Source organism: Reyranella sp. (assembly GCF_004297265.1).
GTDB lineage: Bacteria > Pseudomonadota > Alphaproteobacteria > Reyranellales > Reyranellaceae > Reyranella.
On sequence record NZ_SCUT01000030.1, the window covers coordinates 57,605 to 72,387 of the forward strand.

At 66.9% G+C, this 14,783-nt stretch carries 12 protein-coding genes; 11 read left to right on the top strand and 1 reads right to left on the bottom strand.

Translation table 11 applies throughout. The annotated features are described in order from the left end of the window. Window positions 1-2: 2 nt before the first annotated feature. The gene (gene plsY, locus EPO41_RS14155) at window positions 3-611 is read left to right on the top strand and encodes a glycerol-3-phosphate 1-O-acyltransferase PlsY (RefSeq protein WP_296326090.1); all 609 of its coding nucleotides are present in this window, start codon (window positions 3-5) and stop codon (window positions 609-611) included. Here plsY and EPO41_RS14160 read toward each other — a convergent pair whose 3' ends face one another. After that, window positions 612-1,625: a putative 2-aminoethylphosphonate ABC transporter substrate-binding protein gene (locus EPO41_RS14160; protein WP_296326092.1), complete on the bottom strand. Its 1,014-nt coding sequence runs from the start codon at window positions 1,623-1,625 to the stop codon at window positions 612-614. An 88-nt stretch (window positions 1,626-1,713) separates the two neighbouring features. On the opposite strand from EPO41_RS14160, the gene EPO41_RS14165 reads away from it, so the two are divergent. From EPO41_RS14165 to EPO41_RS14210, 10 genes are all read left to right on the top strand, one after another. Beyond that, window positions 1,714-2,889, top strand: a complete 1,176-nt coding sequence (locus tag EPO41_RS14165; protein WP_296326094.1) for an MFS transporter — start codon at window positions 1,714-1,716, stop codon at window positions 2,887-2,889. 58 nt (window positions 2,890-2,947) lie between these two features. Then, window positions 2,948-4,003: a DNA-processing protein DprA gene (dprA, locus tag EPO41_RS14170; RefSeq protein ID WP_296326096.1), complete on the top strand. Its 1,056-nt coding sequence runs from the start codon at window positions 2,948-2,950 to the stop codon at window positions 4,001-4,003. A 51-nt stretch (window positions 4,004-4,054) separates the two neighbouring features. Next, window positions 4,055-6,766 carry a type I DNA topoisomerase gene (gene topA / locus EPO41_RS14175; RefSeq protein ID WP_296326428.1) on the top strand — a complete coding sequence of 904 codons (2,712 nt, stop codon included), beginning with the start codon at window positions 4,055-4,057 and terminating at the stop codon, window positions 6,764-6,766. Further along, entirely contained in the window at window positions 6,759-9,035 is a 2,277-nt protein-coding gene (gene rnr, locus EPO41_RS14180) for a ribonuclease R (protein WP_296326098.1), read from the top strand. The genes topA and rnr overlap by 8 nt, the downstream gene beginning before the upstream one ends. A 23-nt stretch (window positions 9,036-9,058) precedes the next feature. Then, entirely contained in the window at window positions 9,059-9,463 is a 405-nt protein-coding gene (locus EPO41_RS14185) for a DUF983 domain-containing protein (RefSeq protein WP_296326100.1), read from the top strand. A gap of 83 nt (window positions 9,464-9,546) precedes the next feature. Beyond that, window positions 9,547-11,109: a S41 family peptidase gene (locus tag EPO41_RS14190; RefSeq protein WP_296326103.1), complete on the top strand. Its 1,563-nt coding sequence runs from the start codon at window positions 9,547-9,549 to the stop codon at window positions 11,107-11,109. A gap of 81 nt (window positions 11,110-11,190) precedes the next feature. Then, window positions 11,191-11,358, top strand: a complete 168-nt coding sequence (gene rpmG, locus EPO41_RS14195) for a 50S ribosomal protein L33 (RefSeq protein ID WP_020696277.1) — start codon at window positions 11,191-11,193, stop codon at window positions 11,356-11,358. A gap of 95 nt (window positions 11,359-11,453) precedes the next feature. Continuing rightward, a complete protein-coding gene (locus EPO41_RS14200) occupies window positions 11,454-12,953 on the top strand; it encodes an aldehyde dehydrogenase (RefSeq protein WP_296326105.1) in 1,500 nt (499 codons plus the stop codon). 104 nt (window positions 12,954-13,057) lie between these two features. After that, window positions 13,058-13,942 (top strand): transglutaminase family protein, encoded by an 885-nt coding sequence (locus tag EPO41_RS14205; protein WP_296326107.1) that lies wholly within the window; start codon window positions 13,058-13,060, stop codon window positions 13,940-13,942. 33 nt (window positions 13,943-13,975) lie between these two features. Beyond that, window positions 13,976-14,782: a transglutaminase family protein gene (locus EPO41_RS14210; RefSeq protein ID WP_296326109.1), complete on the top strand. Its 807-nt coding sequence runs from the start codon at window positions 13,976-13,978 to the stop codon at window positions 14,780-14,782. Window position 14,783 lies beyond the last annotated feature (1 nt).

Genomic DNA, 14,783 nt, shown 5'->3' on the forward strand with positions numbered 1-14,783 from the left:
CGATGGTCTCGACCCTGATCCTGATGGCTGGCCCGTTCCTGATGGGCTACCTGATGGGCTCCATCCCGTTCGGATTGCTGCTGACGCGCGCGGCCGGACTGGGCGACATCCGCAATGTCGGATCCGGCAATATCGGCGCCACCAACGTGTTGCGCACCGGCCGCAAGGGACTGGCTGCGGCAACCCTGCTGCTCGATGCCCTGAAGGGCGTGGTGGCCGTGCTGATCGCCGACCAGGTGGGTCAGCTCCCAGCCGTCGGCGCTGCCGCGGGCGCTGTGCTGGGCCACATGTTCCCGGTCTGGCTGGGCTTCAAGGGCGGCAAGGGAGTCGCCACGACGCTCGGGGTAATGTGGGGCCTGTCGTGGCCGGTCGGCGCGATCGCTTGCGCCGCCTGGCTGCTGTTCGCCGCCGCCTTCCGCTACTCCTCTCTGGCCGCCCTGCTCAGCGTGGTGATCGCCGCGATCGCCGCCTGGTTCCTGACCGACCCGCGGGCCGCGATGCTGCTCACCCTGCTGGTTCCGCTCGTGTGGGTCCGCCACCATGAGAACATCGCGCGCCTGCTGAACGGAACGGAGCCCAAGATCGGGCAGGGGAAGAAGCAGGCGGCCTGATCACTTGCGGGCCGCCTTGCCCTCGTAGCGCTTCGTCCATTCCGCGAGGATTCGCGCCCGGTTTTCCGACGCCCAGGCAAAGTCGTTCCTGATCATCGATTCGGCGACACCGGCCGGATAGTCGGGAATAGTGCTGGCGATGCCCGCGATCGCGACCTGGCTGACGAACGACGCATAGAGTTCGTTCGCCTTGCGACTGGCCGCGAAATCCATGAGGCGTCGCGCCGCCTCCGGCTTCTTCGTGCCGCGCAGGATGGCGGCGGCATCCATGTCCCAGCCGCCGCCTTCCATCATCATGAGCCCTTCGATCGGCGCCCCCTTCTGGCGGGCGCTGGCAGCCGCCAGTTCGTAGGAAATGCCGACCGGGAACTCGCCCGACGCCGCCTGGCGGCAAGGTCTCGTGCCGGAATGTTCGTAGACCGCGATGTTCTCGTGGAGTCTGTCCATGAACTCCCATGCCTTGGCCTCGCCGAACATCTGGATCCAGGCCGAGACATGGAAGTAACCCGTCCCCGACGAAGCGGGATGCGGCATGGTCAGCTTGCCCTTGAAGCGCGGGTCGAGCAGATCGAACCAGGATCGCGGCTTCGGCAGCGACAGCTTTTGCGCCTCGATCGTGTTGAAGCACACCGCCGCGACCCAGGCTTCCATCCCGACCCAGGCCGGGGGATTGGCGGGATCGCGAAAGGCGGGCTTGATCGCGGCCAAGTTGCTGGGCGCATAGGGCTCCAGCAGGCCACGCCGGTCGAGCAGCAACATCGATGTGACGGCCAGTCCCCAGATCGCGTCGGCGCGCCGCTGTCCCTGCTCGGCCAGGATCTTCGCCGTGACGACGCCGGTCGAATCACGATTCCACTGGATTTCAATGTCGGGATTCTCGGCCTCGAACGTCCTCTTGAAGTCGTTGAGGTTCTCGATCTCGAGGGTCGAATAGACTTCGAGGCGCGTCCGATCCTGCGCCGCCGCGGACGTCGCGACCAACAGGCAAACGACTGCCGCCCACCATCTCGTCATCGCTCGTTCCTTCGCAGCAAGAAGTTCATGGCTCATATATCCATCCGGCCGATGCAGGTCGCCGCCATTCCTGTCATAGCAGCGGCGCATGAGTGTTTCCTCGTCCCGCGGCCTGCCCTGGGCATTGATCGGCGCCGCCTGCCTGGGGTCGTTTGCCGCGACGTCGAGCGGGACCACGCGCGCCCCTTTCCTGCTGGAGATGTCCCACGACCTCGATGTGGCGATGCCGCTCGTCGCCAATCTCGTTTCTTTGACAGCTACGGCCTGGGGCATCGTCTCCGCCCTCGGCGGCTGGATGTCGGATGTGATCGGCCGCCGGCCGATCCTGATCGCCGCGCCCTTTGCGCTGGCCCTCACGCTGGTGGCGCAGGCCGCGGCAGGCTCGTTCTTCTGGGTGGCGGTCTGGGCGGCCGTCGGCGGGGGCTGCGCCGGCGCCTTCACCGGTATCGTCTTTGCCGAAGTCTCCGCGCGCGTGCCGGATAGCCAGCGGGGCCGGGCGCTCGGCTGGGTCATGAGCGGCCAATCCCTCACCCTCGTGGTCGGCATCCCGATGGCGGCGGCCGTCGGCTCGATCTTCGGCTGGCGCGGCTGGCTGCTCTGCGTCGCGGGCCTGTCGATCACCGCCGTGATCAGCCTGTTCCTGACCGTGGGCCGCGGCAGTGCCGGCCACACGCGTGCCGCCGGCACGCGGCCCTCACTGCGAACGGCTCTCTCCAGGCGGGTGCTGGGCCTGCTGGGCACCGGCGTCGCCGAACGCATCTGCTACGGGCTCGCGGTGGTCTACTTTGCCACCTTCATGCAGGTCACCTATCACATGACCCTGATCGAACTCGCCCTTCCCCTGGCGGTGTTCGCGCTGGGCAATATCGCCGGCACGGTGCTGGGCGGCCAGCTCGCCGACCGGCTGCGCGACCGGCTCCTCACCTTCGCCGTGGCCATGGCGCTGTCCGGCGTGGCGGCGCTGGTCCTGTTCACCTGGCATCCGGGCCCGGCCGTTTCGGTGGCCGTGGGCTTCGTCTACGTGCTGTTGAACGCACTCGGACGGCCATCCTACATGGCCTCTCTCGCCTCCGTGCCGGAGGACGTGCGCGGCACCGTACTCGGCCTGAACGGCACCTCGGCCAGCGTCGGCTGGATCGGGGCCGCCGCCCTGGGGGCCGCCATGATCGGCTCGGCCGGCTTCGAGGGCTTCGGCCCGCTCATCGCCGTGCTCGCCCTGGCCGGCGCCATGGGCGCGGTGCTCAGCCGGCGCAGCCGCTCCTGAAACCGATTGCTACTATTGGTTGTTTTACAATCATGGATTGCCCGCCTATCGTCGCCCCATGTTCGACGGCCCCCATCACACTGAGATCACGCCGGCGGAGCGTCGCGCCCGGCTGAGGCTGGCGCGCAGTGCGCGGATCGGCCCCGTCACCTTTCACGAGGCGCTGGCGCATTTCGGATCGGCCCTCTCAGCCTGTGCCACCTTGGCGACCGTTTCCGAGGCCGCGATCGAGCGCGAAGAGCAGGCGCTCGCCGACCTCGGCGGACGCTTCCTGGTGGTGGGTGACGAATCCTATCCCGCCGCGCTGGCCGCCCTGCCCGACGCGCCGCCGGTCCTGTCCGTCCTCGGCGACCCCACTCTTCTCAGTCGGCCGATCCTGGCCATCGTGGGCGCCCGCGAGGCCTCGCTGGCCGGGCGCCAGTTTGCTGCCGAGCTCGCCGCTACACTGGGCGCAGCCGGCTTCGTGATCGCTTCGGGTCTCGCTCGAGGCATCGATGCGGCCGCTCACGACGCTGCCCTCGACAGCGGGACGGTCGCCGTGCTGGCCTGCGGCGTCGATCAGGTCTACCCGCCCCAGAACGCCGCCCTGCAAGACGCGATCGCCGCGCGCGGCCTGGTCCTGAGCGAAGTGGCCCTGGGGGCGCCGCCCATCGCCCGCGCCTTCCCGCGCCGCAACCGGATCGTGAGCGGCCTCTCGGCCGGCATTGTGGTCATCGAGGCGGCTGCCCGGTCGGGCTCCCTCATCACCGCCCAGCGGGCGGCCGAGCAGGGCCGGGAGGTGTTCGTGGTGCCGGGCTCGCCAATGGACCCGAGATACGCCGGATCCAACAGCCTCATTCGGGATGGGGCCATTCTGGTGCGGGACGCGAACGATATTCTAAGCGTCCTGGGTTGCCCCAAGGCGACGACCCAACATCTTGAAAAACCGACCGAAATGCCCGCCGACACAGCTTCCGCACGGATCATGCAGGCCTTGGGCTCTGTACCCACTGCGGTTGACGAACTGGTGCGCCGGTGCCAAGTGTCCGCCGCCTCCATGGCGGAGGTCCTCATGGCTCTCGAGCTGGAGGGCCGCTTGGAGAGGCACCGGGGTAACCGCGTATCTCTGATTTAGATCAGTGATTTAGCTCCGGTATTGAATGTCGAACTGGAGCATGCACCGGCGATGGACGTACTGGTCGTCGAGTCCCCGGCCAAGGCAAAGACCATTGGGAAGTATCTGGGCCCCGGCTACACCGTGCTGGCCTCGTATGGTCATGTCCGTGACCTTCCACCCAAGGATGGCTCGGTGCGGCCGGACGAAGACTTCGCCATGGATTGGGAAGTCGACGCCCAGTCCCAGAAGCGCATCGACGCGATCGCGCAGGCGGTCAGCAAGGGCGGCAAGCTCTACCTCGCGACCGACCCGGATCGCGAAGGCGAAGCCATTTCCTGGCATGTACTCGACGTCCTGCAGCGCAAGAAAGCGTTGCAGGATGTCGACGTGAAGCGCGTCACCTTCAACGCCATCACCAAGAAGTCGGTCCTCGACGCCGTCGCCAACCCGCGCGACCTCGACCAGCCGCTGATCGATGCTTACCTGGCACGCCGTGCCCTCGACTACTTGGTGGGCTTTACCCTCTCCCCCGTCCTGTGGCGCAAGCTGCCCGGCAGCCGCTCGGCCGGTCGCGTCCAATCGGTGGCGCTGCGGCTGATCTGTGAGCGCGAGTCCGAGATCGAGGTCTTCAAAAGCCGCGAATACTGGACGGTCGATGCTTATTTCGGCACGGCCAAGAAGCAGGTGCTGAAGGCCCGCCTCACCCACCTCGACGGCCGCAAGCTCGAGAAGTTCGACCTCGACACGAAGGAACGCGCCGAGCAGGCAAAGCATGCGATCGAGCGCCGCGCCTTCGCGGTCTCCTCGATCGACCGTCGCCAGGTTCGCCGCAATCCGCCGCCGCCCTTCATCACCTCGACCCTGCAGCAGGAAGCCTCGCGCAAGCTCGGCCTCGGCGCCGCCACCGCCATGCGCATCGCCCAGCGCCTCTACGAAGGCGTCGACATCGGCGGTGAGACGGTCGGCCTCATCACCTACATGCGTACCGACGGCGTACAGCTGGCGCCCGAGGCGATCGGCCAGACCCGCCGCCTGATCGAGACCAAGTACGGCGCGTCCTATGTGCCCGCCAGCCCGCGCATCTACACGTCCAAGGCCAAGAATGCCCAGGAGGCGCACGAGGCGATCCGGCCGACGGATCTCTTCCGCACGCCGCAGGACGTCGCGGCCTACCTGGATAAGGACCAGCTCGGGCTCTACGAGCTGATCTGGAAGCGCACCGTCGCCAGCCAGATGGAGAGCGCCGTGCTCGACCAGGTGACGGTCGACATTGCCAGCGGCGACAAGACCGTGCAGCTGCGCGCCACCGGTTCGGTCGTGAAGTTCAACGGCTTCCTCGCCCTCTACGACGAGGGCCAGGACGACAAGAGCGACGACGAAGAATCGGGCGCGATCCTGCCCGACGTCAGCGAGAACGAGGCGCTGGAGCGGCGCGAAGTCGTGCCGGAGCAGCACTTCACCGAGCCGCCGCCGCGTTATTCGGAGGCGAGCCTTGTGAAGAAGCTCGAGGAGCTCGGCATCGGCCGTCCCTCGACCTACGCCAGCATCATCGAGGTCCTGCAGCGCCGCAACTACGTGCGCCTCGACCGCAAGCGCTTCATTCCCGAGGATCGCGGCCGCATCGTCACCGCGTTCCTGCAGACCTATTTCCCGCGCTATGTCGAGTACGGCTTCACCGCCCATCTCGAGGAAGAGCTGGACGATATTTCCAGCGGCAAGATCGACTGGCACGAGGTGCTGCGCGAATTCTGGAAGGCCTTCTCGGCCGCCGTCGGCGAGACCAAGGAACTCAGGGTCAAGGAAGTGCTCGACAAGCTCGACGAGGAGCTTGGCCCCCACTTCTTCCCGGCCAACGACAATGGCGGCAAGAATCCGCGCGACTGTCCGTCCTGCGCCAACGGCCGGCTCGGCCTGAAGCTCGGCAAGTTCGGCGCCTTCATCGGCTGCTCGAACTATCCGGAATGCCGCTTCACGCGAAAGCTCGGTATCGTCGATGCCGACGCCGATGCGGCGAGCGGCGAGAATCTCGACGGCCCCAAGATCCTGGGCGTCGACCCGGCAACTGGGAAGCAGGTCACCCTGCGCAAGGGTCCCTACGGTCTCTACGTCCAGCTGGGCGAACCCGAGGGCAAGGAGAAACCCAAGCGGCAGTCGTTGCTGCGCGACATGACACCGGGCGACCTCACGCTCGAAAAGGCCCTGGCTCTCCTCTCGCTGCCGCGCGAGCTGGGGCCGCATCCCGAGGATGGCGAAACCATCCTGGCGGGCGTCGGCCGTTTCGGCCCCTACGTGAAGCACGGGCCGAAATACAAATCGATCCCGTCGGACGAGAGCGTGCTCGACATCGGCATGAACCGGGCGGTGGCCCTGCTCGCCGAGGCGAAGACCCCGCGCGGTCGCGCCGCCGCCAAGCCGATCCGCAGCATCGGCAAGCATCCGTCCGACGAAGCGCCGGTCGAACTCTATGACGGCCGCTATGGCCCCTACGTGAAGCACGGTGGTGTGAATGCCACTGTACCGCGCGACATCAAGCCGGAGGAACTGACGCTCGACCAGGCGATCGCGCTGCTGGCCGAACGGGCCGCCAAGGGCGGGGGCAAGAAGCCGAAGGCGGCCAAGGCCAGGAAGACGGCGCCAGAAGCCGCCAACGACGCCGGCGCCAAGCCCAAGGCGAAGAAGGCGGCCGCAAGGAAAAAGCCTGCCGCGAAGAAGAAGGCGGCGAAGGCCAAAGACAAGGACAATACGGACGACACCCCGCCCCGCACCGGCACCGATGGCTAAGGGCAAGGTCCCGACTCGCGACGAACTGCTGGCCTTCATCCGCGAGAGCGAAACGCCTGTCGGCAAGCGCGAGATCGCCAGGGCCTACGGGCTGAAGGGCGACCAACGCATCGAGCTCAAGGAACTGCTGCGCGACCTGCGCGACACCGGCGAGATCGCGCCGGACCGCGCCAAGACCTTCCGTGACCCGCAGGCCCTGACCGAGACCGCCGTTCTCGAGATCGTGTCGGTCGACGATGACGGCCACCTGCTGGCCGTGCCGCGCCGCCACGATGACGAGAAGGACGGCCCCGCGCCGCGCATCGAGGTCGTGCCGCCTTCATCGCGCACCGTACCCGCCCCGGCCGTCGGCGACCGCGTGCTGGCCAGCTTGAAGCGTCGTGGCAAGAACGCCTACGAAGCCAGGATCATCCGGCGCCTCGGGAGCGGCCCGAAGAAGATTCTCGGCCTCTACGAGGAACCCCAGGGCCGGCACGGGCTCGGCCTCGTCACGCCGACCGACCGCAAGCTGCACCGCGAGTTCGACGTTCGGCCCAACGACAGGAACGGCGCGCTGCCCGGCGACATCGTCTGGATCGAGGAGACCGGCGGCGCGCTGGTACGGCGGGCGCGTGTGGTCGAGCGCATCGGCCCGATGAGCGATCCGCGCACGGTCAGCCTGATCTCGATCGCCGCCAACGACATTCCTGTCGACTTCCCCGAGGCCGCGCTCGCGGAAGCCGACAAGGCCAAGGCCGCCCCGCTCGGCCACCGTCTCGACCTGCGCAGGGTGCCGCTGGTCACGATCGACGGGGAGGACGCGCGCGACTTCGACGATGCCGTTTTCGCCGAGCCCGATCCCGCACATCGCGGCGGCTGGCGCATCCTCGTGGCCATCGCCGACGTCGCCTGGTACGTGCGCCACGACCGGCCGCTCGACCGCGCCGCCTATCGCCGCGGCACGTCGGTCTACTTCCCGGATCGCGTCGTGCCGATGCTGCCGGAGCAGCTTTCCAACCACTGGTGCTCGCTGGTGCCGCACGAGGACCGCCCGGTGCTGGTGGCGGAGATGTGGATCGACGGCCAGGGCCATCTCAAGCGCCACACGTTCCATCGCGCCATGATGCGCTCGGCCGCGCGCCTGACCTACAACCGGGTGCAGCGCGCGATGGATGGCACGCCGGACGCCGAGATCGAGCCGCTCATGGCCGAGGTCGTGCAGCCCCTCTACGGCGCCTACCGCGTCCTGCTGGCGGCGCGCGAGGCCCGCGGCGCGCTCGACCTCGACCTGCCCGAGCGGCAGGTGACCTTGGGGAAGGACGGCCATATCGCCACGATCGGCGTGCGCGAACGCCTCGACAGCCACAAGCTGATCGAGGAGTTCATGGTGTTGGCCAACGTGGCGGCGGCCCAGGCTCTGGAACAGCGCCATGCACCCTGCCTCTACCGCGTCCACGACCAGCCCGACCTCGCCAAGCTCGAAGCCCTGCGCGAATTCCTCGGCACGCTCGGCATCAAAGTCCCGACCGGTCAGCGGCTCCGCCCGGCCGACCTCAATCGCGTCCTGCATGAGGTCGCCGGCAAGCCGGTTTCCGAGTTGGTCAGCCAGACGGTCCTGCGCAGCCAGAGCCAGGCCGTCTACAGCCCCGACAATCTCGGCCATTTCGGCCTCGCTCTCGCGCGCTACGCCCACTTCACCTCCCCGATCCGGCGTTTCCCCGACCTCATCGTGCATCGGGCCCTGATCGCCGCCTACGGACTGGGCGAAGGCGGCCTCTCCGCCGAGGACAAGGGCCGGTTCACCGAGTTCGGCGAGCATCTGTCCATGTGCGAGCGGCGCGCCGTCGCCGCCGAACGCGGCGCCATGGACCGCTACGTGGCAGCGTTCATGGCCGGCCATGTCGGGGGCGTCTTCCCCGGGCGCGTCAACGGAGTGACCCGCTTCGGCCTCTTCGCCACGCTCGAAGGCACAGGCGCCGATGGGCTGATCCCTATCCGCTCCCTCGGCCAGGAGTTCTTCCGGCATGACGAAGGGCGGCAGGTCCTGATCGGCGAGCGCACCGGCGAAACCTTTGGTCTGGGCGACCGGCTGCAGTTGAAACTCGTCGAGGCCGATACGGCCACCGGCGGCCTGCTGTTCGAGATCGTCGACGTGATCGAGCGGGTCGAACGGCAGCCCGCGCCGCGGCATTCCCGCTCACCCTCCGGCAGGGAGCGCAGCGGGCCGCCGCGGCGTCCGGTCGCGCATCGCGGCCCGTCACGGGACAAAGGGTCACGCCGACGCAAGTAGTTGCCGAGCGCATCTTATCCATCATGGATGAGGAGTACGCCCCGGTCGATTTCTGGACCGCCCTGCTGAGGGGCTGGCGCGGTCGTTGCCCGCGATGCAACAAGGGCCATCTTTTCAGCTCGTATTTGAAGATGAAGGGCCATTGCGAGGCCTGCGAGCTGGCGCTCGAACCCTATCGCGCCGACGACGCCCCCGCCTACTTCACCATCTTCACTGTCGGCCACATCGTCGTGCCGCTGGTCCTCCTGGTCGAGCGCTGGGGTGCCGAGCCACCCCTCTGGGTGCATGCCCTTCTGTGGCTGCCGCTCTCTCTCGCACTCGCCCTGATTCTGCTGCCGCGGATAAAGGGCGCCGTAATTGCGCTGCTTTGGGCGCAGAAGGTCGCCGCGCCGAAGCCCGTGACCGGGAGCCTGGACCCCTCGGGCTGAACGACGTGGCCGCCCGCCGACGGCCTGTGCTATTGTGGTGGCTGCCGCGTATGGAAGTGCCTCAATTCCCTTTTCTGCGTTCGATGCTGCCGCGGGCGGCCGCGTCGCTCGTTGCCGCCTGCCTGGTCGTGTCCTGCGCGACCGCCCCCGACACGCCGAGCAGCCAGGCCGACGGTCGCAGCCCCGCTGCCGGCGATGTCGGCATCGAACGGGTTGTCCTCCAGGCCTACCGGGCCATCGGTGACCGCCATCTCTATGAGCCCAACTTCCGCAACCTTTCGGTCGAGGCCTATCGCGGCTTTGCCAGCAGCGATTCCACGCTCGTCCTGGAGGCCAGTGACAGCAGCCTCACGGTGAAGCGAGACGGCAAGGAAATCGTGAGCCGACCCGCCCCTTCCGATACGGCGGACGGTCGCGCTTGGGGCAGCGTCCTGACTGAACTGATGGCCGGTTCCATCGACGCCTCACCCGCTCTGCAGCAGATCGACCGGCAGGTGCTCATCCGCCAGGCGATGACCGCCACGACCAAGCAGCTCGACCGCAACAGCCGCTACGCCGACCCCGACGAAGCAAGGGACAACCGTTTCCAGCGCGACGGCGGCGGCGGCGTTGGCATCACCGTCGAGCGCACCGACGAGAAGAAGATCCTGATCCGCGCCGTCCAGGAAGGGTCGCCCGCCGCCAAGGCCGGCGTCCAGATCGGCGACCAGATCCTGGCGATCGATGGCGAATCGATGATCGACCGCCCGCTTTCCGACGTCGTGGCCAAGCTCCGCGGCTCGGTCGGCGCGCCGGTGACCATGACCGTGCTGCGTGCCTCCACGGGTGCGGAGCTCGCCCTGCCGATGAAGCGCGGCCGCATCGTCCCGACCACGGTGGTCTACGAACGCCGGGGCGACGTCGCCCTGATCCATCTGACGGGTTTCAACACGGCAACGACCGACAATCTTCGCGCCGCCCTCGACAAGGCCAAGGCCGATATCGGCAAAGACCTCATCGGCATCATCATCGACATGCGTTCGAACCGCGGCGGCCTGCTCGACCAGGCGCAGTCGGTCTCGGAGGCCTTCATCGCGGACGGCACGATCTTCTCGACCAATGGCCGCCACCCCGACAGCAAGCGCACCTATCGCAGCGCCAACGGCCGCGCCGCCACGGGACAGCTCCCGATCGTCGTCCTGATGAACGGCGGCTCGGCCTCCGCAGCCGAGATCGTGGCGGCCGCGCTGCAGGATCGCGGCCGCGCCGTCGTGATCGGCACCACCAGCTACGGCAAAGGCACTGTTCAGACCGTCGTCCGGCTGGCCAACGAAGGCGAACTGATCCTCACCTGGTCGCGCCTGCAGGCGCCGTCCGGCTACACTTGGAACGAGCTGGGCGTGTTGCCCAACATCTGCACCTCGAAGGTCGGGGACGCGAACAAGCTAGGCGTTGCATCGGTGGATTCGAACCACAATTCATTGATGCGCTGGCACGCGCTGCGCAATCCGACGCCGCAGGAAGTGGCGGATTTGCGCAAGATCTGCCCGCCGGGCGAGACTGCACCGGAAGCCGATGTCGATCTTGCCGTCCGTTTGCTGCGGGACCGTGCCCTTTATGCCCATGCCGTGCAATCGGCGACCAATCAGGCTGCCGCCCGCCCCTAGCTGAGCGCTTGACATGGCAGCCCCGCTGACTACTTTGCGCCCCTCTGCGAATTCGCCCTCCAGGGCTTAAGGACAATTGCCATGGCCAAGCCGACTTCCATCCTGATCAAGATGATTTCCAGTGCCGACACCGGCTTCTTCTACGTGACCAAGAAGAACCCGCGCACCAAGACCGAGAAGCTCGAACTCAAGAAGTACGACCCGGTCGCGCGCAAGCACGTCGTGTTCAAGGAATCGAAGATCAAATAGCCTACCGCATTGCAGGCTCGACGACCAAGCCGCCCTTCCGGGCGGCTTTTTCGTGGGATAGGCTCCCGCGCAATCCAGCAAGGAGGAGAGAGATCATGAGCGCCCAGCTTTCGCGCGACGACTGGAAAGGCCGCATCGGCGGTCTCAGCTACCGGAACCAGGCCTTCATCGGCGGCAAGTTCACGGCATCGCTGACCGGCAAGACCTTCGATTGCGTGAACCCGGCGACGGGCCAGGTCCTGACCAAGGTCGCCGCCTGCGAGCAGGCCGACGTCGATGCCGCCGTCAAGGCCGCGCGCGCCGCCTTCGAGAAGGGCACCTGGGCCAACATGGCGCCGGCCCAGCGCAAGCGGATCATGCTGAAGCTTGCCGACCTCATGATGAAGAACCGCGAGGAGCTGGCCCTGCTCGAAACGCTCGACATGGGCAAACCGATCGCCTTCTCGACCACGGTCGACATCCCGGGCTCGGCCAACACAGTCCAGTGGTTCGGCGAGGCGATCGACAAGATCTATGACGAGGTGGCACCGACCCCGGGCAACGTCATCGCCATGATCACCCGCGAGGCCGCCGGCGTCGTGGCCTGTGTCGTACCTTGGAACTTCCCGCTGCTGATGGCCTGCTGGAAGATCTCGCCCGCGCTGGCCGCCGGCAACTCGGTCATCCTGAAGCCCGCCGAGCAGTCGCCCCTCACCGCCCTTCGCCTCGCCGAGCTCGCGGCCGAGGCCGGCATTCCCGAAGGCGTGTTCAACGTGCTGCCGGGCTTCGGCGAGACCGCCGGCCAGGCGCTCGGCCGTCACATGGATGTCGACGTGCTGGCCTTCACGGGCTCGACCGAGGTCGGCAAGTACTTCCTCCGCTACTCCGGCGAATCCAACATGAAACAGGTCTGGCTCGAGTGCGGCGGCAAGTCGCCGAACATCGTGCTGGCCGACGCTCCCAACCTCGACATCGCGGCACGCCGCACCGCCTTCGGCATCTGGTTCAACCAGGGCGAGGTCTGCACCGCCGGCTCGCGCTTGATTGTGGAGGACAAGATCAAGGACGAGTTCCTCGCCAAGGTCATGGCGATCGGCCAGAAGATGATGCCGGGCGACCCGCTCGACCCGAAGACGCAGATGGGCGCCATGGTCGACGAGACCCAGACCAAGCGTGTGATGGGCTACATCGACGCCGGCCAGAAGGAAGGCGCCAAGCTCGCGATGGGCGGCAAGCAGGTACACATCGACAACGCCGGCTCGTTCATCGAGCCGACCGTGTTCGACAACGTCGACAACCGGATGAAGATCGCCCAGGAGGAGATTTTCGGGCCGGTTCTGTCGGTCATCCCGGTCAAGGACGCGGAGCAGGCCCTCACCGTCGCCAACGACACGATCTACGGCCTTGCATCGGCGATCTTCACCGCCGACATCAACAAGGCCTTCAAGTTTGCCAAGAGCCTGCGCGCCGGCTCCGTGTGGGTGAACACCTATGACGGCGGCGACATCACCACCCCGTTCGGCGGCTACAAGCAGTCGGGCAACGGCCGCGACAAGTCGCTGCACGCCTTCGACAAGTTCACGCAGATGAAGACGACCTGGATCCAGCTCGGCTGAGCCGACTCCAATTGAGCACATGCAAGGCGGCCTGCGGGCCGCCTTGTTTGGTTTGCGGTATCGGTCTGGCTCGAAACGTGCTTGATGGGGCCAGGAGAGTCGCCATGACGTCACTGACGATCCGGCACGTCACGACCTACCGATACCGGCACCCGGTTGCCTTCGGCGAACACCGCATGATGCTGCGGCCGCGCGACTCGCACGATCAGCGCGTGATCGAGGTCAGCCTCGATATCAACCCTGCCCCCTCCAGCCTGCGCTACGAGAAGGACGATTTCGGAAACCACGTTGCCATAGCCGAGTTCGCCGGTGTCGCCGCCGAACTCACCTTCGCGAGCATCGTCAGCCTCGAACATTCGCCCGCCGAGGCCCTGCACTCCGACCTCGACGAGGCCGCAGCCATCTTTCCGGTCGACTACACCGACGACGAGATGGCCGACCTCGCCCATTGCATCCATCGCCACGACCTCGGGCCCGATGACGCCGTCGCCCGATGGGCACGCCGGTTCCTGCCCGTAGACGATCAAATCCCCGCCCTCGAACTCCTGAGACGTCTCTCCAGGGGCATCCACGACGGTTTCCTCTATCGCCGTCGCGAGGCCAAGGGTGTGCAGCCACCGCTCGAAACGCTCGAACTCGGCCACGGGAGCTGCCGCGACTTCGCACTCCTCATGATCGATGCCGCGCGCTCGCTGGGGCTCGCCGCCCGCTTCGCGTCGGGCTACCTCGCGACCATGCCCAACGTGGCGCCGACCGAGGCGCACGGGGCAACGCATGCCTGGGCGCAGGTCTACCTGCCCGGCACCGGCTGGGTCGATTTCGATCCGACCACCGGCAACGTCGGCAAGGCCAGTCTCGTTACGGTGGCGGTCGTGCGCGATCCCGAGCAGGCGTTACCGCTGCACGGTACCTTCGTCGGCTCCCGGGCCGACACACTTGGCATGGTGGTTCACGTCAGCGTCACGCCCCATCCGGCCGAGACGGCCTGATCGATCTCCGCCGCATTACCGTGGGGGCGTCGGATGAAGATCCGCATCGGTTACGAGATCGTCTACGACTTACCTCAGCCCACGCCGATGATCATGATTCTCGGTGCCCATCCCACCCGCTCGGGCGACCTCATTGAGCCCGACCGCCTAAAAACCGATCCAGCCGTACCGATCACCCGCTATCGCGACGGGTTCGACAATATGTGCAGCCGCCTGGTGGCTCCGGCCGGGCGCGTGCGACTCTACGGCAACGGAATCGTCCGCGATTCGGGCGTACCGGAAGAGGTGCCCCACGCGGCGCCACAGCATGCGGTCGAGGATCTGCCCTCCGATACCCTGGTCTATCTTCTCGGCAGCCGCTATTGCGACACCGACCGTCTGTCCGAAATAGCGTGGAGCCTGTTCAGCACCGGGCCGCCTGGCTGGGCCCGTGTCCAGGCGATCTGCGACTACGTGCACGACCACATCACCTTCGGGTACGAGTATGCCCGGCCGACCAAGACGGCGTGGGAGGCCTTCAACGAAGGCAACGGCGTGTGCCGCGATTACGCTCACCTGGCGATCGCCTTCTGCAGGTGCATGAACATCCCGGCGCGATACTGCACGGCCTATCTGGGAGACATCGGTGTTCCGCCGGTCGATGCGCCAATGGATTTTGCCGGCTCCTTCGAAGCCTATCTTGGCGGGCGTTGGTACACGTTCGACCCCCGCAACAACATGCCGCGCATCGGTCGCATCCTGATTGGCCGCGGCCGCGACGCCGCCGACGTACCGATCACCCATACATTCGGTCCCAACACGCTGGTCAGCTTCAAGGTCATCACCGATGAGATCGTCTGAG

Bases quoted from the DNA above. Each gene is read 5' to 3' on its own strand.
- rpmG (WP_020696277.1), top strand. From the start codon at position 11,191: ATGGCCAAGCCGACTTCCATCCTGATCAAGATGATTTCCAGTGCCGAC.
- dprA (WP_296326096.1), top strand. From the start codon at position 2,948: ATGTTCGACGGCCCCCATCACACTGAGATCACGCCGGCGGAGCGTCGC.
- EPO41_RS14190 (WP_296326103.1), top strand. From the start codon at position 9,547: ATGCTGCCGCGGGCGGCCGCGTCGCTCGTTGCCGCCTGCCTGGTCGTG.
- EPO41_RS14185 (WP_296326100.1), top strand. From the start codon at position 9,059: ATGGATGAGGAGTACGCCCCGGTCGATTTCTGGACCGCCCTGCTGAGG.
- EPO41_RS14200 (WP_296326105.1), top strand. From the start codon at position 11,454: ATGAGCGCCCAGCTTTCGCGCGACGACTGGAAAGGCCGCATCGGCGGT.
- EPO41_RS14205 (WP_296326107.1), top strand. From the start codon at position 13,058: ATGACGTCACTGACGATCCGGCACGTCACGACCTACCGATACCGGCAC.
- plsY (WP_296326090.1), top strand. From the start codon at position 3: ATGGTCTCGACCCTGATCCTGATGGCTGGCCCGTTCCTGATGGGCTAC.
- rnr (WP_296326098.1), top strand. From the start codon at position 6,759: ATGGCTAAGGGCAAGGTCCCGACTCGCGACGAACTGCTGGCCTTCATC.
- EPO41_RS14160 (WP_296326092.1), bottom strand. From the start codon at position 1,625: ATGACGAGATGGTGGGCGGCAGTCGTTTGCCTGTTGGTCGCGACGTCC.
- EPO41_RS14210 (WP_296326109.1), top strand. From the start codon at position 13,976: ATGAAGATCCGCATCGGTTACGAGATCGTCTACGACTTACCTCAGCCC.
- topA (WP_296326428.1), top strand. From the start codon at position 4,055: ATGGACGTACTGGTCGTCGAGTCCCCGGCCAAGGCAAAGACCATTGGG.
- EPO41_RS14165 (WP_296326094.1), top strand. From the start codon at position 1,714: ATGAGTGTTTCCTCGTCCCGCGGCCTGCCCTGGGCATTGATCGGCGCC.